Source organism: Pantoea agglomerans NBRC 102470, assembly GCF_001598475.1.
Lineage (GTDB): Bacteria > Pseudomonadota > Gammaproteobacteria > Enterobacterales > Enterobacteriaceae > Pantoea > Pantoea agglomerans.
On sequence record NZ_BCZA01000002.1, the window covers coordinates 206,728 to 230,570 of the forward strand.

General features: G+C 56.3%; 25 protein-coding genes. 12 read left to right on the plus strand and 13 right to left on the minus strand.

What is annotated here, in order from left to right; translation table 11 throughout:
* Nucleotides 1-225: 225 nt before the first annotated feature.
* Both nudB and aspS read right to left on the minus strand, forming a co-directional pair.
* Nucleotides 226-657: a dihydroneopterin triphosphate diphosphatase gene (gene nudB, locus PAG01S_RS04565; protein WP_033769243.1), complete on the minus strand. Its 432-nt coding sequence runs from the start codon at nucleotides 655-657 to the stop codon at nucleotides 226-228.
* Nucleotides 657-2,435, minus strand: coding sequence for an aspartate--tRNA ligase (aspS, locus tag PAG01S_RS04570; RefSeq protein WP_010258624.1), 1,779 nt, complete (start codon nucleotides 2,433-2,435; stop codon nucleotides 657-659). The genes nudB and aspS overlap by 1 nt, the downstream gene beginning before the upstream one ends.
* Nucleotides 2,436-2,646: 211 nt before the next feature.
* Between aspS and PAG01S_RS04575 the strand changes: the two genes are divergently transcribed.
* The 4 genes from PAG01S_RS04575 (at nucleotide 2,647) to cmoB (ending at nucleotide 5,708) form a co-directional block, all read left to right on the plus strand.
* Complete coding sequence (locus PAG01S_RS04575) at nucleotides 2,647-3,468, plus strand: DUF72 domain-containing protein (protein ID WP_062757838.1); 822 nt, start codon at nucleotides 2,647-2,649, stop codon at nucleotides 3,466-3,468.
* A gap of 69 nt (nucleotides 3,469-3,537) precedes the next feature.
* Nucleotides 3,538-3,933 carry an MAPEG family protein gene (locus PAG01S_RS04580; RefSeq protein WP_010258617.1) on the plus strand — a complete coding sequence of 132 codons (396 nt, stop codon included), beginning with the start codon at nucleotides 3,538-3,540 and terminating at the stop codon, nucleotides 3,931-3,933.
* Nucleotides 3,934-4,014: 81 nt separating this feature from the next.
* On the plus strand, nucleotides 4,015-4,743 hold the full coding sequence (cmoA, locus tag PAG01S_RS04585) for a carboxy-S-adenosyl-L-methionine synthase CmoA (protein WP_010258614.1): 729 nt from the start codon (nucleotides 4,015-4,017) through the stop codon (nucleotides 4,741-4,743).
* Nucleotides 4,740-5,708 carry a tRNA 5-methoxyuridine(34)/uridine 5-oxyacetic acid(34) synthase CmoB gene (gene cmoB, locus PAG01S_RS04590; RefSeq protein ID WP_010258611.1) on the plus strand — a complete coding sequence of 323 codons (969 nt, stop codon included), beginning with the start codon at nucleotides 4,740-4,742 and terminating at the stop codon, nucleotides 5,706-5,708. The genes cmoA and cmoB overlap by 4 nt, the downstream gene beginning before the upstream one ends.
* Nucleotides 5,709-5,712: 4 nt before the next feature.
* Here the strand turns inward: cmoB and PAG01S_RS04595 are convergent, their stop codons facing one another.
* Nucleotides 5,713-6,333 (minus strand): LysE family translocator, encoded by a 621-nt coding sequence (locus tag PAG01S_RS04595; RefSeq protein ID WP_033757930.1) that lies wholly within the window; start codon nucleotides 6,331-6,333, stop codon nucleotides 5,713-5,715.
* A 154-nt stretch (nucleotides 6,334-6,487) separates the two neighbouring features.
* On the opposite strand from PAG01S_RS04595, the gene PAG01S_RS04600 reads away from it, so the two are divergent.
* Nucleotides 6,488-7,585, plus strand: coding sequence for a glycerol dehydrogenase (locus PAG01S_RS04600; RefSeq protein ID WP_010258605.1), 1,098 nt, complete (start codon nucleotides 6,488-6,490; stop codon nucleotides 7,583-7,585).
* Nucleotides 7,586-7,615: 30 nt separating this feature from the next.
* On the opposite strand, the gene PAG01S_RS04605 is transcribed toward PAG01S_RS04600, so the two are convergent.
* Nucleotides 7,616-8,464 carry a hypothetical protein gene (locus PAG01S_RS04605; RefSeq protein ID WP_010258604.1) on the minus strand — a complete coding sequence of 283 codons (849 nt, stop codon included), beginning with the start codon at nucleotides 8,462-8,464 and terminating at the stop codon, nucleotides 7,616-7,618.
* Nucleotides 8,465-8,886: 422 nt separating this feature from the next.
* Entirely contained in the window at nucleotides 8,887-9,639 is a 753-nt protein-coding gene (cutC, locus tag PAG01S_RS04610; protein ID WP_062757840.1) for a copper homeostasis protein CutC, read from the minus strand.
* Nucleotides 9,640-9,724: 85 nt separating this feature from the next.
* Between cutC and PAG01S_RS04615 the strand changes: the two genes are divergently transcribed.
* A complete protein-coding gene (locus PAG01S_RS04615) occupies nucleotides 9,725-10,870 on the plus strand; it encodes a MalY/PatB family protein (protein ID WP_060680394.1) in 1,146 nt (381 codons plus the stop codon).
* On the opposite strand, the gene PAG01S_RS04620 is transcribed toward PAG01S_RS04615, so the two are convergent.
* A complete protein-coding gene (locus PAG01S_RS04620; protein ID WP_061703859.1) occupies nucleotides 10,867-11,427 on the minus strand; it encodes a VOC family protein in 561 nt (186 codons plus the stop codon). The two genes, PAG01S_RS04615 and PAG01S_RS04620, sit on opposite strands and share 4 nt — an antisense overlap.
* A gap of 314 nt (nucleotides 11,428-11,741) precedes the next feature.
* Between PAG01S_RS04620 and PAG01S_RS22560 the strand changes: the two genes are divergently transcribed.
* From PAG01S_RS22560 to PAG01S_RS04645, 6 genes are all read left to right on the plus strand, one after another.
* Nucleotides 11,742-11,864, plus strand: a complete 123-nt coding sequence (locus tag PAG01S_RS22560; RefSeq protein WP_009089698.1) for a hypothetical protein — start codon at nucleotides 11,742-11,744, stop codon at nucleotides 11,862-11,864.
* Nucleotides 11,865-12,074: 210 nt separating this feature from the next.
* Nucleotides 12,075-13,805, plus strand: a complete 1,731-nt coding sequence (argS, locus tag PAG01S_RS04625) for an arginine--tRNA ligase (protein WP_062757842.1) — start codon at nucleotides 12,075-12,077, stop codon at nucleotides 13,803-13,805.
* Nucleotides 13,806-13,892: 87 nt separating this feature from the next.
* Nucleotides 13,893-14,828, plus strand: a complete 936-nt coding sequence (locus PAG01S_RS04630) for a LysR family transcriptional regulator (RefSeq protein ID WP_062757844.1) — start codon at nucleotides 13,893-13,895, stop codon at nucleotides 14,826-14,828.
* A 212-nt stretch (nucleotides 14,829-15,040) separates the two neighbouring features.
* The gene (locus tag PAG01S_RS04635; RefSeq protein WP_062757846.1) at nucleotides 15,041-16,039 is read left to right on the plus strand and encodes an aldo/keto reductase; all 999 of its coding nucleotides are present in this window, start codon (nucleotides 15,041-15,043) and stop codon (nucleotides 16,037-16,039) included.
* Between the two features lie 74 nt (nucleotides 16,040-16,113).
* Nucleotides 16,114-16,431, plus strand: coding sequence for a type II toxin-antitoxin system RelE/ParE family toxin (locus PAG01S_RS04640; protein WP_010670815.1), 318 nt, complete (start codon nucleotides 16,114-16,116; stop codon nucleotides 16,429-16,431).
* An 80-nt stretch (nucleotides 16,432-16,511) separates the two neighbouring features.
* Nucleotides 16,512-16,844, plus strand: a complete 333-nt coding sequence (locus PAG01S_RS04645) for a HigA family addiction module antitoxin (RefSeq protein ID WP_010258577.1) — start codon at nucleotides 16,512-16,514, stop codon at nucleotides 16,842-16,844.
* 162 nt (nucleotides 16,845-17,006) lie between these two features.
* On the opposite strand, the gene flhE is transcribed toward PAG01S_RS04645, so the two are convergent.
* From flhE to cheR, 7 genes are all read right to left on the minus strand, one after another.
* Nucleotides 17,007-17,399: a flagellar protein FlhE gene (gene flhE, locus PAG01S_RS04650; protein ID WP_062757847.1), complete on the minus strand. Its 393-nt coding sequence runs from the start codon at nucleotides 17,397-17,399 to the stop codon at nucleotides 17,007-17,009.
* The gene (gene flhA / locus PAG01S_RS04655; protein WP_010258569.1) at nucleotides 17,399-19,492 is read right to left on the minus strand and encodes a flagellar biosynthesis protein FlhA; all 2,094 of its coding nucleotides are present in this window, start codon (nucleotides 19,490-19,492) and stop codon (nucleotides 17,399-17,401) included. The genes flhE and flhA overlap by 1 nt, the downstream gene beginning before the upstream one ends.
* The gene (gene flhB / locus PAG01S_RS04660) at nucleotides 19,485-20,636 is read right to left on the minus strand and encodes a flagellar biosynthesis protein FlhB (RefSeq protein ID WP_010258565.1); all 1,152 of its coding nucleotides are present in this window, start codon (nucleotides 20,634-20,636) and stop codon (nucleotides 19,485-19,487) included. The genes flhA and flhB overlap by 8 nt, the downstream gene beginning before the upstream one ends.
* A 188-nt stretch (nucleotides 20,637-20,824) precedes the next feature.
* Nucleotides 20,825-21,466 (minus strand): protein phosphatase CheZ, encoded by a 642-nt coding sequence (gene cheZ, locus PAG01S_RS04665; protein WP_003849160.1) that lies wholly within the window; start codon nucleotides 21,464-21,466, stop codon nucleotides 20,825-20,827.
* Nucleotides 21,467-21,475: 9 nt separating this feature from the next.
* Nucleotides 21,476-21,865: a chemotaxis response regulator CheY gene (gene cheY, locus PAG01S_RS04670; RefSeq protein WP_010258559.1), complete on the minus strand. Its 390-nt coding sequence runs from the start codon at nucleotides 21,863-21,865 to the stop codon at nucleotides 21,476-21,478.
* Nucleotides 21,866-21,904: 39 nt separating this feature from the next.
* Nucleotides 21,905-22,954, minus strand: a complete 1,050-nt coding sequence (locus PAG01S_RS04675) for a protein-glutamate methylesterase/protein-glutamine glutaminase (RefSeq protein WP_010258555.1) — start codon at nucleotides 22,952-22,954, stop codon at nucleotides 21,905-21,907.
* Nucleotides 22,954-23,826: a protein-glutamate O-methyltransferase CheR gene (gene cheR, locus PAG01S_RS04680; protein ID WP_010258551.1), complete on the minus strand. Its 873-nt coding sequence runs from the start codon at nucleotides 23,824-23,826 to the stop codon at nucleotides 22,954-22,956. The genes PAG01S_RS04675 and cheR overlap by 1 nt, the downstream gene beginning before the upstream one ends.
* Between the last annotated feature and the right edge of the window lie 17 nt (nucleotides 23,827-23,843).

A 23,843-nucleotide genomic window follows, 5' to 3' on the forward strand; every position in this document is an offset into this window, starting at 1 on the left:
CGTCCGTACGCATACAGGTGACTGACAACCTGAATGCCCCGAGGGCGAGCGTCGCGAAGCATCCTCACGTACAAGCGTACGCTGACGACGTCGCGCGGGCGGTGAACAACCTCACGGTGCCGATTACGCCTGACTGTTCAATATGTTGGTGAAGTCCTGTTAAAACTCACCAGATTCATAAAATTTAATCTATCCGCCGCCGGAATACCGGGCGATGGCGAGCATTCAGATAAATTCTTCAATTGCCTGGCGGTTACTCCATGATCGGGTTAATGCTGCAGCGTCAGCGGGTGCCATCCAGCGAAACGCCAGATGCTCGGTGAGCATCACATCGCGCTCCGTCGGCAGTTGCAGGCGAAACCAGTGCTCGTGATTATGAGTGACATCAGGGGCGTAGCGATGGCGGAAATGGGGAAAGATTTCAAAGTCGATCTGACGCTGACAATCCTCCACCTCCAGCCGCTCGGCCAGCACGTCGATGCCGATTTCCTCATTCACTTCACGACACGCGGTCGCCAGCGGTGACTCTCCCGCCTCCAGGCTGCCGGTGACCGACTGCCAGAACGTGGGATCGTCACGCCGCTGCAGCATCAACACCCGGCCAGTATCGCGCGCCGAAATGACGACCAGCACTGAAACCGGGTGTTTATAGCCCATTATTTATTCTCAGGCTTTTCTTTTTTAACGACCTGAATGCCGAGCTCCAGCAGGGAAGCCGGATTAGCTTCGCTTGGCGCTTCGGTCATCATGCAGGCGGCCGCCGTGGTTTTCGGGAACGCAATGACGTCACGAATGTTATCGGTGCCGGTCAGCAGCATGGTCAGACGATCCAGACCAAAGGCCAGGCCCGCATGCGGTGGCGTACCGAACTTCAGCGCATCCAGCAGGAAGCCAAACTTCTCACGCTGCTCATGCTCTTCGATACCCAGAATGCTGAACACCGTCTGCTGCATTTTGCCGTTGTGGATACGCACTGAACCGCCGCCCACTTCATAACCGTTGATCACCATGTCGTAGGCATTCGCCACGGCACGGGTTGGATCGGCGGCCAGCTCTTCTGCGCTCATCTCTTTTGGCGCCGTGAACGGATGGTGCATCGCAGCCAGACCGCCCTCTTCGTCCTCTTCGAACATCGGGAAGTCGATCACCCACAGCGGTGCCCAGGCTTTCTCATCAGTGATGTTCAGCTCGCGGCCCACTTTCAGGCGCAGCGCACCCAGTGCATCCGCGACCACTTTGGCGCGATCGGCACCAAAGAAGATAATGTCGCCATCCTGAGCGCCGGTGCGGCTCAGAATGCCTTCCACGATCTCCGCATTCAGGAATTTGGCAACCGGGCTCTGCACGCCTTCCAGGCCGTCAGCACGGACGTTAACCTTCATCCACGCCAGACCTTTGGCGCCGTAAATCTCCACGAACTTGCCATATTCATCAATCTGCTTACGGCTCAGCTGTGCACCGGTCGGCACGCGCAGCGCGGCAACACGGCCCTTTTCATCGTTAGCCGGGCCAGAGAAGACCTGGAACTCCACGTTTTTCAGCAGGTCGCCGACGTCCACCAGCTCCATCGGGTTACGCAGATCCGGTTTATCAGAACCGTAGCGATGCATCGCTTCCGCAAAGGTCATCTGCGGGAACTCACCGAGATCAACGCCCTGCACGTCCTGCCACAGATTGCGGATTAAACGCTCCATGATTTCACGCACCTGTGGCGCGGTCATAAAGGAGGTTTCCACGTCGATCTGGGTAAATTCTGGCTGACGATCGGCACGTAAATCTTCGTCGCGGAAGCATTTAACGATCTGATAGTAGCGGTCAAAACCGGACATCATCAGCAGCTGTTTGAACAGCTGAGGTGACTGCGGCAGCGCATAGAATTTGCCTTTATGTACCCGGCTTGGCACCAGGTAGTCACGCGCGCCTTCCGGCGTCGCTTTGGTCAGCATCGGGGTTTCGATATCCAGGAAACCTTCGTCATCCATAAAGCGACGAACGAAGCTGGTGATTTTTGCGCGGGTTTTCAGACGCGTCACCATCTCAGGGCGGCGCAGATCCAGATAGCGGTACTTCAGGCGCGCTTCTTCGCTGTTGGTCTGATTCGAGTCCAGCGGCAGTGGCTCAGAGCGGTTAATAATAGTCAGTGCCTGGGCAAACACTTCCACTTCACCGGTCGCCATGTCGCTGTTTTTGTTCTTCTCATCACGCGCACGCACGGTACCGGTGATCTGGATACAGAATTCGTTACGCAGTTCAGAAGCCAGCTTAAATGCGTCCTGGCGATCGGGATCAAAAAACACCTGCACGATGCCTTCACGGTCGCGCATATCGATAAAAATCAAACTGCCCAGATCGCGACGGCGGTTTACCCAGCCGCAAAGCGTGACTTGCTGACCCACATGAGACAGATTGAGCTGTCCGCAATATTCTGTACGCATAACACTATCCTTTTAACTTCGCCGCTGCATCTGACAGCATCCGGCCGCGTTACCTGTTGCGATGCTGTCGCAAAAATGGCGGTCATTATAATGGAAAAAGCCAGACAGGATAAGCAGATCCGCGCCAAAGCGCCGATTTCCTGTGTGCATTTGCCCCCCAGCCTGACCATAGCGGATAATGGGGTATCTTAATCTGCAGCCAGGAGCGCGCGTGACACTTCGTATTGGCCTGCCCCAGTGGCAGCATTCACACTGGAAACGCTGGGGCATCGAAAGCCTGGCGGACTATGCCCGCTATTTCCATTGTGTAGAGGGAAATACCACGCTCTATGCGCTGCCGAATCCGGAAACGGTGATGCGCTGGCGCGATATGACGCACGATGCGTTTCGCTTCTGCTTTAAATTTCCCAATACCATCAGCCATCAGGCGGCGCTGCAGCACAACGACGACCTGCTGACCGATTTCCTGCGCCTGATGGAGCCGCTGGCCGATCGTATCGGTCAGTACTGGCTGCAACTGCCTGCCAGCTTCTCTCCGACGCAGCTCGACGACCTGTGGCGCTTTCTCGACAGCCTGCCGCGCCGTTTTCACTATGGCGTCGAAGTCCGCCATCCCGCTTTCTTCGCTAAAGGGGATGCTGAACGGGCGCTGAATCGCGGCCTGCTGGCGCGCGGCATCAATCGCGTGATGCTCGACAGCCGTCCGGTTCACGCCTCTACCTCGCAAAGTCCGGCCGCGCTGGTGGCCCGCGCGCAAAAACCCCGGGTGCCGCCTCATGCATTGCGAACCGGCTCGCAGCCGATGGTGCGGTTTATCGGCAGCGACAGTGTGGAAGAGAGCGTGCCGCTGTTTCAGATCTGGCGTGACAAACTGACAGATTGGCAGCAACAGGGCGACGCCATGCTGTTTCTGCACACGCCCGATATGGGCCAGGTCTTTCCGCTGGTGCAGGCGCTCTGGCCGCAGCTGCAGCAGATCGATCCCGGCATAGGTAGCGGACCAGACTGGCCGCAGCAGACGTCACTGTTTTGATTCCTGCCCAGGACAGCGGGCTGCACGCCCGTTAGAATAGAAGCATTATGGACAGTCGCAGGGGTGGCAATGGTTAGCGCGTTATATGTGGTGATGGGTGCATTACTGGTGATGAAATTCACGCTGGACGTGGTCCGCTATCGCCGATTCTACCGTGTGGCGTATGGCGATGGCGGCTACCATGACCTGAAAATGGCGATTCGCATTCACGGCAACGCCATCGAAACCATTCCGCTGGCGCTGTTTCTGCTGGTAATGATGGAGATGAACGGCGCCGATATCTGGATGGTGCATCTCACGGGTCTGCTGTTCTTTATCAGTCGCCTGCTGCACGCCTGGGGTTTGCGCAGCAGCGCAATGGCAGGCCGCAAATATGGCATGCTGCTGACGCTGTTTTCCCTGTGCGGCATGGTGATTTTTAACCTGATCTATATGCCGTGGGAACTGGTGCTGACGCTGCATTAAGCTGGCCTGGGTTAAGGGGTGCAGCCCGCCCCACTTTCTGCGAGAATAGCGCCCTTTCCGTCGTCTCTTCGGATTTTCGATATGTCTGACCGCGATCAACTCTTCTCAGCGCCCATTGCAAAACTGGGCGACTGGACTTTTGACGAGCGTGTAGCTGAAGTCTTTCCTGACATGATTCAGCGCTCGGTGCCGGGCTACTCCAACATCATTTCGATGATTGGCATGCTGGCAGAACGTTTTGTTACCCCGGACAGCAAGGTTTATGACCTGGGCTGCTCGCTGGGCGCGGCCACCCTGTCGGTGCGCCGCAATATTCAGGTGCCGGGTTGCCAGATCATCGCAGTGGATAACTCCCCGGCGATGGTGGAGCGCTGTCGTCGCCATCTTGATGCGTTTCGCGCGGACACACCGGTAACGGTGCTGGAAGCGGATATCCGCGACATTGAGATTGAGAACGCCTCTCTGGTGGTACTCAACTTTACGCTGCAGTTTCTGGAACCGCCTGCGCGTCTGGCGCTGCTGGAAAAGATCTGGCAGGGACTGAAACCGGGCGGCGCGCTGGTGCTATCAGAAAAATTCAGTTTTGAAGATGCCGAAGTCGGTGAGCTGCTGTTTAACATGCATCACGACTTCAAGCGCGCCAACGGCTACAGCGAACTGGAAATCAGCCAGAAACGCAGCATGCTGGAAAATGTGATGCTGACTGACAGCGTTGAAGCTCATAAAGCCCGTCTGAAACAGGCCGGCTTCTCGCACGCCGAACTCTGGTTCCAGTGCTTTAATTTTGGATCTCTGGTGGCGTTGAAATGATCGACTTTGGCCGTTTTTATCAGCAAATTGCGGTGGGACCGCTGGCGAAGTGGCTGGAAGTGTTACCGGCGCAAATCAGCGAGTGGCAGCGTGAAAACCTGCATGGGCACTTCCGCGACTGGTACAAGTCGCTGGAGTATCTGCCGCTGCTGGAGCCTCAAAAACTTGACCTGTTGCACAGCGTTACTGCCGACCGCGATGACATCAGCGATCGCCATCGTCAGGGTATTGAGAAATTACTGCGCAACCTGATGCCGTGGCGTAAGGGGCCCTATTTCCTTTATGGCACCCACATCAACACCGAATGGCGTTCGGACTGGAAGTGGGAGCGCGTGCTACCGCACATCTCTCCGCTGGCCGGCCGCACAGTGCTCGATGTGGGCTGCGGCAGTGGCTATCACATGTGGCGGATGATTGGCGCGGGTGCCCATCTGGTGGTCGGCATCGATCCAATGCAGCTGTTCCTGGTGCAGTTCGAAGCGGTGCGTAAGCTGCTGAACGACGATCGCCGGGCGCATATGCTGCCGCTGGGCATTGAGCAGTTACCGGTATTGCAGGCGTTCGATACCGTGTTCTCGATGGGCGTGCTCTATCACCGCCGTTCGCCGCTCGATCACCTGTTACAGCTTAAGAATCAGCTGGTCAGCGGTGGCGAACTGGTGCTGGAGACGCTGGTGATTGAGGGCGATGTGAATCAGGTGCTGGTGCCCGGTGAGCGATATGCGCAGATGCGCAATGTCTTCTTCATTCCGTCAGCTGAAGCGCTGAAAAGCTGGCTGGAAAAAAGCGGCTTTGTCGATGTCCGGATTGTCGATTTCGCCCTCACTACCACTGAAGAGCAACGCCGCACCGACTGGATGACCAGCGAGTCTCTGGCTGAATTCCTCGATCCCGATGACCCCAGCAAAACGGTCGAGGGCTATCCGGCTCCTCTGCGCGCCGTGCTGGTCGCCACCAAACCGTAATACCCTAGCGGCGAGACAATGCCAGTTTCGCCGCAAATCCTATAAATACGCAGCCGGTCAGACGATCCATCACCTTCAGCACCCGCGGTTTGCGCAAATGACCGGCGAAATAGTGGCTGCCGCCAATCAGTACCGCATTCCAGATCAGCCCCAGCAGCATGTGTGCCAGCGCCATCAGACTACACCAAAGCGCCACCGACGCCCCTGCCGGGATAAACTGTGGCAAAAAACTCACATAGAAGATGCCCACTTTGGGGTTTAGCAGATTGCCCAGCAGCCCGCGGCTGAAACAGGCAAGATAGCCCTGTTGCAGCGCCGGTTGTTGCGAGTCGATTGCTGCCTGGCGGGGTTTCAGCAACAATTTCAGCCCCAGATAAAGTAACCAGGCGGCACCCAGCCACTTAAGCAGGTTATAGGCCATTTCGGAGGCCAGCAGCAGCGCGCCTAATCCGAATCCCACCGCGACACCCCAGACCAGACAACCAAGCGTGATACCCAGTGCCGTCACGCTGGCGCGCTTTGCGCCCTGAGCGACTGCTGAGCGCAGCACCAGCGCGGTATCAAAGCCCGGTGTCAGCGTCAGTATGGTGATGGCAAACAGAAATGAAAACAGCGTGGTGGTCATAGCGTTCTTCCTGGAGGTAACAGCCGGTCAGCAGCGTATGGGTGTCCTGCCAGCGTAACAGGCCCGTAGAATTATCTCACCCTGGACACTCTCCCTGTTCGTCAGCGTGTGCCAGGCTAAGGGCGGTTTAACTTCATATTAAGGAGCTGTGATTATGAGTAAATTTATCTTCTCTTCACCCCGTAAATATGTGCAGGGCGCGGGCGTGCTGGATGAGCTGGGCCCCTACGTGGCCGAACTGGGTGATAACGCTTTCCTGGTTGCGGATGATGTCGTCTGGAAATTGATCGGCGAACGCGCGCAACAGGCGCTGCAAAAGGCGGGCGTTACCTTCAACTGGCACCAGTTCAACGGCGAGGCGTCGAGCAATGAGATCACCCGCCTGAGCCAGCTGGCGAAAAACCAGGGCTGTAACGTGGTTGTCGGGCTGGGCGGCGGCAAAACGCTGGATACGGTTAAAGCGGTGGCGGATGAGCTGAAGCAGCCGGTAGCCATCGTGCCTACGATCGCCTCCACTGATGCCCCCTGTAGCGCGCTGTCGGTCATCTATTCTGACAGCGGCGTATTTGAGAGCTATCGCTTCTACAGTAAAAATCCTGATTTGGTGCTGGTGGACACCGCCGTCTGCGCCAGTGCGCCAGCACGACTCTTTGCCTCCGGCATTGCCGATGGACTGGCGACCTGGGTTGAAGCGCAGGCGGTGGCGCGTTCGCATTCAAAATCGATGGTTAATGGTGATCCGACAATTGCCGGACTGGCGATTGCCCGTGCCTGCGAAGAAACGCTGCTTACCTGGGGTTACAGCGCCTATGTTGCCGTCACCCAAAAACGAGTGACGCCCGCCGTGGAAGCGGTGGTTGAGGCGAATACGCTGCTATCAGGGCTGGGTTTTGAAAACGGAGGGCTGGCAGCTGCGCACGCTATTCATAATGGGTTCACCGCGATTGATGGTGATATCCACCATCTGACCCATGGCGAGAAAGTCGCCTACGGCACACTGACGCAGATGGTGCTTGAGAAGCGTCCGGATGAGGACATTGCGCGCTATATCCGCTTCTATCGCTCGATCAACATGCCGACCACGCTCCGGGAGCTGCATCTGGAAAATGAGAGCTGGGAGAATCTGGTCAAAGTGGGTGCACTGGCGAACAGTGAGGGCGACACGCTGAAAAACCTTAATCCAAACCTTTCACCGGAAGATATTGCAAACGCACTGCTGGCGCTGGATGCCTTTAGTCAGACGGTTAAATAGTCACACGACAGGCGATCATCCGATCGCCTTTTACTCCGCCGCCGCTGGCTGGTCCCAGTACTCATATTTATAGGCGGAACTGAGATGGCGCTCAATAGTGCCGCGAGTGAAGATTTCGGTCTCATGCAGATAACTCAGGGTACAGTTACCCACCTGATCCCAGGACTGACACTCATCTACTGACCGGATGGTGCTCAGCGGTGTGGTCGCCGTGCCGTTGAGCCGCACTTCACGCCATTGGGGATCGTAGGTATAACTGTCGGTGCTGCGGGCAGATGTGGTTCGGGTCACCAGACCCTGCGGATTCCAGTGGTAATGATTTTCACCGTTGGTCAGGGGATCGCTGCCGCGTGCCACGCTCTTCTCCAGCCGGAACTGCCGATCATAGCGATAAGTCGTGTCGGTAAAGCCGCTTTTACCCATACTGGTAAACCTGTCGGAGGCGCTGGTAATGTTGCCATGCTGACCTTTCTGCCAGTTAATCGTCCCCTGTCGGTTATCGACCACCACCTCTTTGCCCTCTTTCAGCACTTTTACCAGATACGCATATTCCGCCACCCAGCCCCCCTGCACCCGGGCAATGTGTTGCTCCATGCTGAGAATCACGTTGCGCTCACTTTTGTCATAGCTGACGTCGGCAACCGTCAGATCGCCACAGGCGTCAAACTGCCCCAGTACGCGCTTTTGCGAATTCACATCTTTACCAAACTCACCCGCAACCACCTGCTTTACCGCGCCTTTCGCATTCCCGCCCAGCAAAATCAGGTTATTGCTGTTAGCCACAGCAGCGTTGTTCGGGCTGCATGCGCTGGCCGCAGCGCTGCCACTGCAGAGAGCAGTCAGAATCAGAGTCAGGACAGCAATCGGATTGGGTTTCATAGGATACTTTTCCAGGCGACGTTGCTTTCAGTGTAAACGCTGCGGTGATGAACAGCGGCAATCTGTGAAGATTTCAGCCTGCATCGCCTTTTAAGGTTTTAAGGACCGGAGAGGCGACACGGTTTCAGCATAACGAATAAAGCGGGTGATTACGTTGCTGCCGGGCCTGAAAGTCCTGGATGACATGTAATGATTAATAAGGAGCAGGTGATTTTTATCGAGCCAGGCGAAAGAGTGATAACTTCGCTGCAGCCAGATTTCAGATCCCTCTGACATCAATAACATGCCAGAGAAGCGCAAAACAATTTAACCGGGATGGAGTGTGTTTTACACAAAAAGAACCCCAGCAAGGATACTGGGGTTTGGTACTTGCAAACACCACGTCAATGATCGGCGTGCTGCGCGGCAAAATCTGTTGTGGTTCAGGCGACCCGAACGGTGCTCATCTGCATCACGCTTTTCATCGCCTCAACCACATCGCCGTCTACACAGTAGCGGCTGAACTCGTCAGTCTCGGCTTCTGAACACATGGAGACCCCCGCTTTGCGGTAGCGCATCGGCGACGCCACCAGGCGGCTGGCCGAGCTGTGAACTTCATCAATCCCCATGTCGAGAAACTTTTGCAGGTTGCTGAGACGTACCCCGGCACCCGCCATAATAATAGGACCGGTGCTGGCCTCATTTAGTTCCCTGAGTAATGCAATTCCGTTTTCAGCGCTCTGCTGCTGACCGGATGTCAGAATACGCGCCACTCCCAAATCCGTTAGTTCTTCCAGCGCACGCTTAGGGCTGTGACAGAGATCGAAGGCGCGATGAAAGGTTACGGCCAGGCCGTCACACAGCGCCATAATCTGCCGCATCTGACCATGATGAATGTGAGCATCTTCATCCAGCATCCCAATCACCAGGCCAGGAAAACCGAGTTCACGGATTAACGCCACATCCGATTTCATCGCTTCAAATTCGCATGCGGTATAACAAAAATCGCCACCACGTGGCCGGACAATAGGATGAACCGGAATCGAAACGTCTTGCCGGGCGGCATTCAGCATCCCCGCTGATGGGGTCAGGCCGCCTTCACGCGGTGCGGCACAAAGTTCAACCCGATCGGCACCCGCCTGTTGTGCGGTCACAGCGCAATCCACGCCATAGCAGCAAATTTCCAGTGTGGTCATTCTCTTCTCCTTTACATGACTCTGGTTCAAGGCAGATTCATCAGTTAGTCTGGCTGCTGGAATGAGTTTACCGGGAAAGTTAACTATGGCATTCAATTTCGACCAACGGATAGACCGTCGTCACAGCGATAGCCTTAAATGGAACAAATATGCGGACCAGGACATTCTGCCGTTGTGGGTGGCAGACACCGATTTCCGATCGCCTGACTGCGTCATCGATGCGATTAAAACCCGTGCCGAACATGGGATTTTCGGCTATGGCGACACGCCAGTTGAATTTATCGATAGTGCGATAGCCTGGCTCGCCTCGCGCTATCAGTGGCACGTTAATCCGGAATGGATTGTGGTTTTGCCGGGTGTCGTAAGCGGTCTGAATCTGGCAGTGCGCGCTTTCACCGCGCCTGATGAGCTGACGATTGCGCCAACACCCATCTATCCGCCGTTTCGCGGTGCAGCAAAACTGGCAGAGCGCGGTCAGATCACGCTGCCACTGACGCTGCAAGAGGGACGCTGGCTGCTGGATCTGGCTGCGCCGGAAGGTCAGCTGGACGATAAAGCGCGGCTGTTAATGCTGTGCAACCCGCAGAATCCGGGCGGCACCGTCTATCGCCGCGAGGAACTGCAGGCGCAGCTGGAATTTGCGCAGAAGCACGATTTGATTGTCTGTTCCGACGAGATCCACAGCGATCTGCTGCTGGAACCCGGCGTTAAGCACATACCCTTTGCTTCACTGAGCGAAGATGCAGCCCAGCGTAGCGTGACGCTGATGTCACCCTCAAAGTCCTTTAATATTGCTGGTCTGGGGGCTTCCATCGCCATCATCCCCAACGCCGGGCTGCGCGCGCAATTCAACCGGGTACGACGCGGCATTGTGCCAGATGTTGATATTCTGGCACTCACGGCAGCAGCAGCGGCATGGCGCGAGGGTGAGCCCTGGCTGAATGCGCAGAATGCCTATCTGCGCAGTAACCGTGACTGGCTGGTGTCGCAGGTCAATAAGATGACCGGCCTGTCACTCGCCTCACCGGAAGCGACCTACCTGGCCTGGATCGACGCCAGCGCGCTGGGTATGGCCAGCCCGGCGCTCTATTTTGAAAAGCACGGGCTGGGCTTAACCGCCGGACGTGAGTTTGGCAATGACCAGTTTGTCCGGCTCAATTTCGGCTGTACCCGCGCGCTGCTCGACGAAGCCGTTGCGCGCCTGAAGCGTGCGTTAGCCGCCCGCCTTTAGTTCTGCTCGCTGGCGACAATCTCCTCCAGTCGCCACGGATGGAACTTGATTGTCGTCTGCCCATCCGTTACCGCCAGGGTCGGATTGGGCAGGCGCTCATTCTCGCCCTGCGGTGAACTGGTTTTAAATGAAATACCCGGCTGCGTCAGCGCCTCATCTGACAGCAAGGCCATCGCACGCACGCCCAGCGTCTGATGATCGCCCCGTAACACCACCTCAATATGCTCCCAGCCTTCATGGCGATAACGCTTTTCACCCGGCCATGGCAGTTCAACCACATCAATCTGCCTGCCTGCGACAATCAGCGGGTCATGGAGTTTAAACAGGCAAATCTGCCTGCCGTTGATCATCGCCGCCGAAAACTGCGTGCCAATCTGCTGCAAACCTTGCTGCCAGCGCATCGCCGTCGTGTCCTGATGGCAACGCACCGCGATATGGTCCACTTCCAGATCGGTAAGACGCAAACCGAGCCGCTGCGCAAAACTTTGCAACGATTCTTCAAAACGTCCTAAATCTGTCTTTAAATCATCCAATTCTGCCGGAAAAGTTCTCGTCACTACCCCAGTTCCTCTCAATTTGTTTAGCATTTATAACCCGCCTGGCTTTTGGCACGCCGCATGCTGAGCATCACATAATGATAAGATTCATCTTATTTGGCCCGAAATTTAACGCTAATCCTTATAATAACATCTTTCATTTCGGATTTATCTCCTGTTTAGGACCATGAGTTCCTTGATGAAAGCATGTTAACTATATGATTATTATCAACTTCTTTAATACAATAAGATAACTCTCATTTACCTGGCAAACAATTGCAGCCCACCCCGCCTTCCTATAAATTTGACCTAACACAACCAAAAGGAATGGCTCTATGTCTATGCTCATCGTTGTCGCTGTCCTGATCGCACTGATGGGATTTGCAATCTCCCGCCATTGGAAGGTGCGTGAAGATAAAAGCGTAAAGAACCCACGCCGTCATCTGCGACGTCGTTAATGCTTCAGGGAAACATCTTATTCAGCTCTGTTTCCCCGCTTCATCCAACTGCTGACGCCCACTGACATTTCACGTATACTTTTCCCCTCATTTTTTTCCGTTTTGTCTGCCCCATCCGTTTCTGCCTCTCCGTGACGCGATGCGCTCAGGCAAGATGATGACAGCCCGGCTTTCTGGTCCGGGCGTTGCTCAGCACATGAAGGTAACTCGGTGAATATTCAGGCACTTCTTTCCGCAAAAGTCAGTCAGGCAATGGTTTTAGCCGGCGCACCCGCCGATTGCGAACCCCAGGTTCGTCAATCCGCCCGGGTTCAGTTTGGAGACTATCAGGCCAACGGCATTATGGCCGTGGCAAAAAAGCTGGGACAGGCACCGCGACAATTAGCGGAAACGGTGATTCAGCACCTCGACCTGACCGGCATCGCCAGCAAAGTCGAAATTGCCGGGCCGGGCTTCATCAATATCTTCCTTGACCACAACTGGCTGGCCAGCCATGCCCGGGAAGCGCTGCGTCTGCCGCGTCTTGGCGTGCAGCTGGCCGAACCCCAGACTATCGTCGTCGACTACTCCGCGCCTAACGTTGCGAAAGAGATGCATGTGGGCCACGTCCGCTCCACCATCATTGGTGATGCGGCGGTGCGCACGCTGGAGTTTCTCGGCCATCAAGTGATCCGAGCGAACCACGTTGGCGACTGGGGAACGCAGTTCGGTATGCTGATCGCGTTCCTGGAAAAGCAGCAGAATGAAGATCATGCAGAGATGGCGCTGGCCGATCTCGAAGGCTTCTACCGTGAAGCCAAGCGCACTTATGATGAAGATCCTGAGTTTGCCGAGCGCGCGCGCAGTTATGTGGTGAAATTACAGGGCGGCGATGACTATTGCCGCCAGATGTGGAAGAAGCTGGTCGACATCACCATGAGTCAGAACCAGAAAATCTATGACCGCATGAACGTCACGCTGACGCGCAATGATGTTATGGGTGAAAGTCTCTATAACGATATGCTGCCTGGTATCGTCTCCGATCTGAAACAGAAAGGCTTAGCGGTAGAGAGTGAAGGTGCGACCGTGGTGTTCCTGGATGAATTCCAGAACAAAGAGGGTGAACCGATGGGCGTCATCATCCAGAAAAAGGATGGCGGCTACCTTTACACCACCACCGATATCGCCTGTGCGAAATATCGTTACGAAACGCTGAAAGCCGATCGTGTACTCTATTACATCGACTCACGTCAGCATCAGCATCTGGTTCAGGCCTGGACTATCGTCCGTAAAGCGGGTTATGTGCCGGAATCTGTTCCGCTGGAGCACCATGCATTCGGCATGATGCTGGGCAAAGATGGCCGTCCGTTCAAAACCCGCAGCGGCGGCACCATCAAGCTCTCCGATCTGCTGGATGAAGCCTATCAGCGTGCCTACACGCTGGTGCGTGAGAAGAACCCGGAGATGAGCGAAGCGGAAGTGAAAACGCTGGCGGAAGTGGTTGGCATCAGCGCGGTGAAATATGCCGACCTGTCAAAAAGCCGTACCACCGATTACATTTTCGACTGGGACAACATGCTGGCGTTCGAAGGCAATACCGCGCCTTACATGCAGTATGCCTATACCCGCGTACTCTCCGTGTTCCGCAAGGCGGGCATTGATGCCGATTCGCTGGATGCGGAGATTGTGATCAGCGAAGAGCGTGAAGCGCAGCTGGCCACCCGTCTGCTGCAGTTCGAAGAGGTCATTACGCAGGTCGCTCGTGACGGCACACCACACGTGATGTGTGCCTATCTCTACGATCTGGCTGGTCTGTTCTCCGGATTCTACGAGCACTGCCCGATTCTCACCGCAGAATCAGACACAACCCGTCTGAGCCGACTGCAGCTGGCCGCGCTGACCGCGAAGACGCTGAAGCAGGGTCTGGATACGCTGGGTATCGACACCGTCGAGCGCATGTAATCTCTGAAACGGAGAGGGGTTTCCCTCTCCGTTGCTGAATTCGTATATCCGCTCTGATCCCCCAAATCTTCGCAGCAGGATGGTGTTATGTCTGTAGCCGCGCACCTCATCAGCAGCCACCTTCCCACCATAAAACAGTTGCAGTGCTTTCTGGCCGTTGCGCACGAGCTGAATTTTCGCCGGGCAGCAGAGCGTCTCAGCATGACGCAACCGCCGCTTACTCGTCAGATTCAGAGTCTGGAAGATCTGCTGGGCCACTCGCTGTTCAGCCGCACGACCCATGAGGTAACGCTCACCGATTCTGGCCGTGCGCTGGTCGCGAAGGCGGAAGCGATCCTGACTGCGCTGAATGCCCTGAAGCAGGATGCGCAGCCCGCCGCGGCACGGCTACGCATCGGGCTGACCCGCACGCTGAACTTTGAACTGATTTCGCCACTTAACCGGCAGCTCGCCGCTTTTCATGCCAGCGATGAAATGGAAATGCCCCGCCTGACCTCCCCTCAGCTTTTGCAAAGCCTGGCCAAAAACAGTCTGGATTTAATACTCACCGGAGAAAAGGGGTCGGATACGGAAGAGACCATTAAGTACGCCTGGGTTTACCGTGAGCCGCTGCTGATAGCCATACCGTCGGCGCATCCTGCCAGTGTGGCGGAACGGGTCTCGCTGGAAGCGCTGGCCGATCTGCCGCTGTTCTGGTTTGCCCGCAGCGCCAATCCGCTGTTTTACGATAAATGCGAGCGCTACTTCGCCACGCTCAGCGTCTCGCTGAAACGGGTGAGAGAGCCGGACGATTCCCTGCTGATGCTGTCACACATCGCCAGAGGAAAAGGATTCGCCCTGATGCCGCAGTCAAAATGCACTTTTAATCAGGCAGGTCTCTGTTACCGCCCGCTGACAGAAGATGCGGCACAGCAGCTGGCGATAGATGTTTACGCGGCGATTCGCGCCGATGAAAAAAATGAGGCGGTTCTTAATGCGCTGAGAGAACTCTCTCATCCCGGGAATGCGATAAAGTCCGCATGATGCCGCGCCGCTGAAACAGAGCGAAGCACCACCACACTCTTCTTCCTTGTTAATCCCCGCTCAGCCTGTTGCTGAGAGCTTACTGTGTCGACACGCCGGATGGATGTCTGAAGCCCTTTCATTCGCCTGATACCTTTTTTGCATGACGGAAAGAGCAATTCATTGCTTTCACGCGGAGTGAAACAATCGCGTCTCACATACGAGGAGCGACAATGAAAAAGCGAACGTTAACTCAGGGTCTGGACGTCAGCGCAATCGGCTATGGCGCGATGGGGCTCAGCGAATTTTATGGTCAGACCGATGACTGTCATTCCCTGCAACTGCTCAATAAGCTGCGCGATCTGGATATCACCTTTATCGATACCGCCGATCTTTACGGTCGCGGTCACAACGAGCAGTTGATAGGTCAGTTTCTTGCCGGGCTCAATCGGGCCGAACGGCTGAAGTTCACCGTGGCCACCAAATGTGGCATTGAACGTCCTGCTGACGAGGCCTATGCCCGCACCATCAACAACCAGCCGGACTACATTACCCGCTGCTGCCATGCATCACTGAAACGGCTGGGCGTGGAGCGTATCGATCTCTTTTATCTGCACCGGATCAGTCCGGCGACACCGATTGAGGAGAGCATGCAGTGTCTCAGCCGTCTGGTGCAGGAGGGAAAGATTGCCCGGATCGGGCTGTGTGAAGCGTCGGCTTCAACGTTGAATCGGGCGCAGGCGATCCATCCGCTGGCCGCGCTGCAAACGGAGTATTCACTCTGGACGCGTGACATCGAAGAGGAGATTCTCCCTATGGTGAAAAAGCTCGGTATCGGACTGGTGCCCTATTCGCCGCTGGGCAGAGGATTCCTGACGGGTAAATACCGTAAAAACAGCGATTTTGCCGAGGGTGATTTCCGCAAAAATAATGACCGTTTCCGGCAGGAAAATATCGATCACAATCTCCAGCTTCTTAACGCGGTGACGCCACTGGCTGAGAAATATCACGCCACCACCGGGCAGATTGCGCTGGCCTGGCTACTGGCCCAGTATGACAAAATTGTGCCGATACCGGGCACCAAACAGATCGCTTACCTTACTGAAAACGCGCAGGCCGCAGATATCGAGCTGGAAGAGGAAGATATCGGGTTGCTGAACGCTGTGCATCAGCAGATTGAAGTTAAAGGCGGTCGCTACTCTGAGGAGGGAATGAAGGGAGTGAACGCCTGAATACAAACTACGCACTTGAGCACTGTGCATCGGTGCGTTAAATTGTTTTCAGTGTGATACAGGGAGGTAATGAGGTGGCGACGTTAAGGAATATTGAAAGTTTCAGGGATGACTGGCTTAAGGATTATTTTTTATATGGCAAATTTTCCAAAAGAATACCGTCAAGCCTCTCATCAGCGCTGGCGCGAAAGCTCGACATCATCAATGCGGCGATTAGCTATAAGGATTTAAAGTCGCCGCCAGGCAATCGTTATGAGGAACTAAACCCGCCTCTCAAGGGATATGCTTCAATCAGGGTCAATGAGCAATATCGGCTGATCTTTAAATGGATAGAAGGTAAGGCCGTTGACCTTTATCTGGATGCTCATAGCTATAAAACGCACAAGCGATGAAAACTGAGCCTGGCTGCATCAGGCGCTGTAAGACAGCATGTAACACATCAACCTCTGTCAGTAATAAAGAGAGCAAGACTATGAACCAGGCGACCCGCAAACCGACCACTGTCGGTGACGTATTACTTTACGAATATCTGGAGCCAACCGGCCTGAAGATTCTCGACTTAGCGGAGATGCTAAAAGTGCACCGCAACACCGTCAGCGCCCTGGTCAACAATAACCGGAAGCTGACGCCGGATATGGCTTTCAGGCTGGCTGCAGCCTTCGAAACCAGCGTTGAGTTCTGGCTTAATCTGCAAAACAGTGTCGATATCTGGGAAGTGATGCATGATGCCAGGGCACAGGAGGAGATCAGTCGCGTAACACCGTTGAAGGATTTTCTGGTGCAGAAAGAGAATCAGCTGGCGTGAAAAGCTTTATAACGCACTGGTCATGACGGGATTTGAAACGGGTCAATTATCTGTCAGCCGCTGGGTCAGGGTTAGCATCGGTTTACAGCCAGGGTCATCACGTAACAAGGGAGCCAGGAGGCGATCTCTGGCTCGCCTTCAGTCAATTCAGCAACGATATCCTTACTCGTAATTGACCATCACTTCACTGCTCACCACCCGTAATCCGGGTGGCAGCGCCCCGCTTCCGGCGAAACCAAACACCATATGCAGGGTCTCACTGGCGCTCAGATGTGCCAGCCCGCGCGTGGTGCCGCTGGCCCCCTCCAGGGAAGTGCAGCGCTGTTCGCCGCACAAGCGCACCTGCAGGCCGGACGGGGCCGGTCTGCTCAGCTGGTAACGCCAGTTAACGACGCTGACCTCCCCGCCAATGTCGGCGGGCGGCGTCAGCGGCTGCGCCCGTTGCCAGCTGCCGCGGTTCGCCAGCAGCGGCCCATTGGCCGTGGCGCTCCAGGCACCACCGGCCGCCTGCGCCATCAGTGGCAACATCAGAAATGCCATCACCAGCCAGCGCATTATTTGCCTCCGATGGTGGCAGTCATGCGGATCTGACGGTTGTCGCTCAGCTCCAGATTAGAGAGCACCACCAGCTGTGGCAGATTGCGGCGCAGGAAACGCGCCAGCAGCGCACGCAGCGGATGATTGACCAGCAGCACCGGCGGCGCGCCCAGCATCTCCTGACGCTGCAATGCCGCCTGTGCCTGACTTAACAGCCGATCGGCCAGACCCGGCTCCAGTCCGCCACCGCCCTGCAACGCCTGTAACAGCAGACGCTCCAGCGTGGAATCGAGCCCGATAACCTGCACTTCGTCATTACCCGGGAACCACTGCTGAGTAATCGCACGGCCCAGCGCCACACGCACCACGCTGGTCAGCTCCTGCGGATCGCTCTGTACCGGCGCGTGTTCCGCCAGCGTTTCGATAATGGTGCGCATATCGCGAATCGACACCCGCTCCACCAGCAGGTTCTGCAGCACCTTGTGCAGGGTGGTCAGCGAGATCACTCCCGGTACCAGATCTTCGGTCAGCTTCGGCATCTCCTGAGTCACACGATCCAGCAACTGCTGCGCTTCCTGACGGCCAAACAGCTCGCTGGCGAACTGGCCAATCAGATGGTTAAGGTGGGTTGCGACCACGGTACTGGCTTCAACCACGGTAAAGCCCTGAATCTGTGCCTGCTCTTTCAGCGCGCTATCAATCCAGACCGCCGCCAGTCCAAAGGCAGGATCAACGGTCGCTTCGCCTGGCAGACTTCCGGCAGCCGTGCCCGGGTTAATCGCCATCCAGCGGCCAGGATAGGCATCACCGCTGCCAATCTCCACCCCTTTCATCAGGATGCGATAGCGTGCCGGTGGCAGCTCCATGTTGTCGCGGATATGCACTACCGGCGGCAGGAAACCGACATCCTGAGCGACTTTCTTACGGATACTGCGGATACGTCCCAGCAGCTCACCGTTTTGCTGATGATCGACCATCGGAATCAGGCGATAGCCCACTTCCATGCCCAGCGTATCTTCCAGCTGCACATCGGTCCACGACGCTTCAGTGGCGGCTGGCGTGTCCGCCGTTTTGGCGATGCCGCCCGTGACTTCCACTTTCTTCTTCGGCTGCATTTCGCGGCCGCGCAGCCACCAGGCCAGACCCAGTAAGGCGGCGGTGAACAGCAGGAAGACGAAGTTCGGCATGCCCGGCACCAGACCCAGCAGACCAATCACGCCGGCGCTCAGCATCAGCACGCGCGGATCTTTGAACAGCTGGGTGACCATCTGCTCGCCGACATCCTGATCGGTGGCAACACGCGTCACGATAACACCGGCTGCGGTAGAGATAACCAGCGCCGGGATCTGCGCGACCAGACCATCACCGATGGTCAGCAGGGTATAGGTCTCTGCGGCATGACCCACATCCATACCGTGCTGCACCACGCCCACCAGCAGGCCGCCGATGACGTTGATCACCATGATCATAATACCGGCGACGGCATCACCACGAACGAACTTACTGGCACCGTCCATCGAACCGTAGAAGTCCGCTTCCTGGGTCACTTCGGCACGGCGGCGTTTGGCGTCATCTTCACCGATCAGACCGGCGTTGAGGTCGGCATCGATCGCCATCTGCTTACCGGGCATCCCGTCCAGCACAAAGCGCGCGCCCACTTCGGCGATACGGCCAGCACCTTTGGTGATAACCATAAAGTTGATGATGACGAGGATGATAAACACCACGATACCGATGGCGAAGTTACCGCCCACCAGGAAGTGACCGAACGCTTCAACCACCTGTCCTGCCGCGGCGGCACCCGTATGCCCTTCCATCAGGATGATACGGGTTGAAGCCACGTTCAGCGCCAGACGCAGCAAGGTAGAGAACAGCAGAATGGTCGGGAACGCCGCAAACTCCAGGGTCCGCTGGGTGAACATCGCCACCAGCAGGATCATGATCGACAGCGCAATGTTAAAGGTGAACAGCAGATCGAGGATGAACGGCGGTAATGGCAGAACCATCATCGACAGGATCATCAGGATCAGTACCGGCCCGGCCAGCACCTGCCACTGCATATCTTTAAAGTTGCCCGGTAAACGTAGTTTTGCGGCCAGGTTATTAGCCATCGTTTTTGCTCTCTCCTGCAAAGTCCATCTCTGCCGGAACCGGCAGGTTTTTTGGTTTGGTTGGGATCAGGCCGCCTTCGCGCTTCCAGCGACGCGACTGCCAGACCCACGCCAGCACCTCGGCCACGGCGGCATAGAGCGCGCCGGGAATGTGCTGACCAATTTCAGTATGTCGGTATAACGCACGCGCCAGCGGCGGTGCTTCCAGAACCGGGATGCGGTGTTCGGCAGCCAGTTCACGAATTCTCAGGGCGATCTCACCTGCGCCTTTCGCCACCACTTTCGGCGCACTCATCTTCTTCTCGTTGTACTGCAGTGCCACCGAGTAGTGCGTCGGGTTGGTGACGATGACATCGGCTTTCGGCACATCCGCCATCATTCGGCGTCGCGCTGCGGCGCGCATCTGCTGCCGGATGCGCCCTTTAACGTGCGGGTCACCTTCCTGCTGCTTATGCTCGTCGCGGATCTCCTGCATCGACATTTTCAGCTTTTTAAAGTGGCTGTGCAGCTGCCAGAAGACGTCATATCCGACCATCGGGATCAGCCCCAGCATCACCAGCGAACAGCAGACTGCGATCATCTCCATGCCGTGAATCAGCGCGGTGACGGGCGCTTCGCTGATCAGCCGCAGCATCTCGGGCCAGTGGCTCCAGATGTACCACCAGCCCACCGAGCCAACCAGAATAGTCTTGAGGATGCCTTTAAACAGTTCGGTCCAGGCCTGCGCCGCAAACATTCGCTTGAACCCAGCCATCGGGCTCATCTTCTTCAGGTCGAACTTGATCGATTTACCGCTGAAAACGATACCGCCCAGCAGCATGGGCGCGGCGATTGCCACCAGCACCAGACCGCCCATCAATGGCAGCAGCGCCATCAGTGCCTGCGTGATCAGGCTGCCGATGTGGCTGACGATAATTTTGTCATCTCTGACCATGCCGTGATCAAAACGGAGTCCGGTGGCGACCATCGCCGCCAGCCGGTGCGCCATCATGTTGCCGCCCATCCACAGGATCATGATGCCGGCCAGCAGCATCAGTACGGATGTCAGTTCGCGCGAACGCGGAATCTGGCCCTCTTCACGCGCTTTCTCAAGTCGGTGGGCCGTGGGCGATTCTGTTTTGTCTTCGTCGCTATCTTCAGCCACGACAAACCTCGGTTGGCAGGAATTCTGAGCATAGGATGCCAAATCTGGCTTAAGTTAAAGCGGAGATAAGATGAAGAAAACAGGCGTTCTTTCGGGGATGGGTCTGACAATGCGGAACGGGGCCACCCGAAGGTGACCCTGTTTATTATAACCTGCAGCTGTTTTGCCCGCCCGCAGGCGGACGAAACCTAGAACCCTAAGCTGTCCAGCAGGTCATCAACCTGATCCTGGTTCGCCACCACGCCCGGTGCATCGGCGTGAATCTGCGGACCGTTCAGCAGGCTGGTGCCTTCCTGACGCTTCTCAGCGCTGACTTCTGGCATATTCTCCAGCAGCACCATTAACAGCTGGCGCTCAATTTCCTGGATCACATCCATCATGCGCTTGATCACCTGACCGGTCAGGTCCTGGAAATCCTGCGCCATCATGATTTCAAGCAGCTGCTTGTTGGTAAAGGCGGTATGCTCTGGCACGGCGGTGAGGAATGCGCGCGTATCCGTCACCAACTCCCGCGCATCACCCAGTTCAATCGGGTTCTCAAACCACTCATCCCAACGCCCTTTCAGCTGGGTTGCCCCGGCTTCCATCTTATCCTGATGGGGTTGTGCTGCTTCAACACAGTTCAGCGCACGGTCAGCGGCCTGCGCCGTCATCTGCACAACATAATCCAGACGGTCGCGGGCATCAGGAATGGCTTCAGCCGCATCGGCTATGGCTTTATCCAGCCCCAGCTCGCGCAGGCTGTCGCGCAGCATGCGCGTCAGAGAGCCAATACGTGAAATGATGTCGTGTGCCGCGGCATCCTCAGTTGGTTTCGGAAAGTCGCTCATCACATCCCCTTACATGCCCAGTTTTTCGAAAATTTTACCCAGCTTTTCTTCCAGGGTTGCCGCAGTGAATGGCTTCACGACATATCCGCTGGCACCGGCCTGGGCGGCGGCGATAATGTTCTCTTTCTTCGCTTCCGCGGTCACCATCAACACCGGCAGCGAACTCATTGCCGCGTCGGCACGAATGGTCTGCAGCAGCTGCAGGCCATCCATGTTTGGCATGTTCCAGTCGGAAATCACGAAGTCGAAACCACCCGCTTTCAGTTTGCCGAGGGCGTCCACACCATCTTCCGCTTCTTCTACGTTATTGAAGCCCAGCTCTTTCAGCAGGTTACGCACAATACGACGCATCGTATTGAAGTCGTCTACTACCAAAAAGCGCATGTTTTTATCAGCCATATCTACTCCTGAGTTGTCTCGCCCGGCGGGACGGGCCTGTTAAATACGCAATGCCTGTCCGGCGCTAATTTTCGCCAGCATGTGCTGGCTGATGTTGCTTAAATCCACGACTTCGCTCACGCCGCCTGTGGCAATGGCCTCACGCGGCATGCCAAATACCACACAGCTGGCTTCGTTCTGGGCGATAGTCCAGGCGCCTGCCCGATGCATTTCCAGCATCCCGGCGGCACCGTCGTTGCCCATGCCGGTGAGGATGACCCCCACCGCATTTCGTCCGGCGTAAGTTGCCACCGATTTAAACAGCACATCCACAGAGGGTTTGTGCCGGTTAACCGGTGGCCCTTCATTCAGTTTCACCACATAGTTGGCGCCACTTCGGGCCAGCTCCATGTGCATTGCGCCTGGCGCGATGTAGGCATGGCCTGGCAGAATACGCTCACCATCTTCAGCTTCTTTCACCGTGATCTGACACAACTTGTTCAGACGCTCGGCAAAAGAGCGGGTAAAGCCTGGCGGCATATGCTGGGTAATCAGCAGTGCCGGGCTGGTCGCCGGTAACGGCTGCAGCACATGGCGAATCGCCTCGGTACCCCCGGTTGAGGAGCCAATCGCAATCAGCTTCTCACTACTCAGCAGCGGGCCCGCTTTCAGCGTCGCCGGCACCGGCATCGCTGCACGGTTGTGCAGTCGGGCACGGGAGGCTGCACGAATTTTGTCGCCAATCATCTGGCTGTAAGACAGCATTCCTTCGCGAATACCGAGCTGTGGCTTGGTGACGAAATCCACCGCTCCCAGCTCCAGCGCGCGCAGGGTAATTTCAGAGCCTTTCCCGGTCAGCGATGAAACCATCACCACCGGCATTGGCCGTAACCGCATCAGTTTTTCCAGGAAATCGAGGCCATCCATGCGCGGCATTTCCACATCCAGCGTCAGCACCTGCGGATTGAACTGCTTAATCAAATCGCGGGCGACCAGCGGATCGGGCGCCGTAGCGACCATCTCCATATCCGGATGGCTGTTGATGATTTCAGTCATCAACTGCCGCATCAGCGCAGAGTCATCTACGCACATCACGGTGATTTTGCTCATCATCTTTCCTTCGTCAGTCCATAGACGGTTTGCCCGCGCAGCCAGAACTCTTTACTGATCTGACTGAAGTTTTCTGAGTGCCCGGCGAACAGAATGCCGCCCGGCTTCAGGAGCGGGACAAACCGACGCAGAATCTTCTCCTGCGTCTCTTTATCGAAATAGATCATCACGTTGCGACAGAAAATAGCGTCGAACTGACCCGGCAGCGCCCAGTCATTGGCCAGCAGGTTAAGCTGCGCGTAAGTGACCATATTGGTCAGCTCGGGACGCGCCCGCACCATACCGGCATGAGGACCGGTGCCGCGCAGGAAGTAGCGCTGCATTTGCGCGGGTGACAGCGTACGCAGCTCCTCCTGGCGATAAACACCCGCCACCGCTTTTTCCAGCACCTGGGTGTCGATATCGCTGGCATGAACCTGGAACTTGCCCGGTCCGGTGCCCAGCGCTTCCGCCAGCGTCATGGCGATGGAGTAAGGCTCTTCGCCGGTTGACGCTGCGGTACTCCAGACGCTGAAGTTGCCCTGTCGCTTACGTGCATGCTCCGCAAGAATCGGGAAGTGATGCGCTTCGCGGAAGAACGCGGTCAGGTTGGTGGTCAGGGCATTGATAAACGCCTGCCACTCGGCACTGTTCGGATCGGACTCCAGCAGCGCCAGGTAGCGACCGAAATCATCGATATTCAGCGTACGCAGGCGACGAACCAGACGGTTGTAAACCATCTCGCGCTTGTGATCGGCCAGTACGATACCGGCACGCTGATAGATCAGCTGGCTGATACGACGAAAATGCGTATCGGAGAGCGGTAAACGCTGCACCATTTGCGACAGCAGCGTTGTCGTCTCATTTTGATCTAAAATTGTCGATTTTTTCATCTCTGCACCTGGCCCGA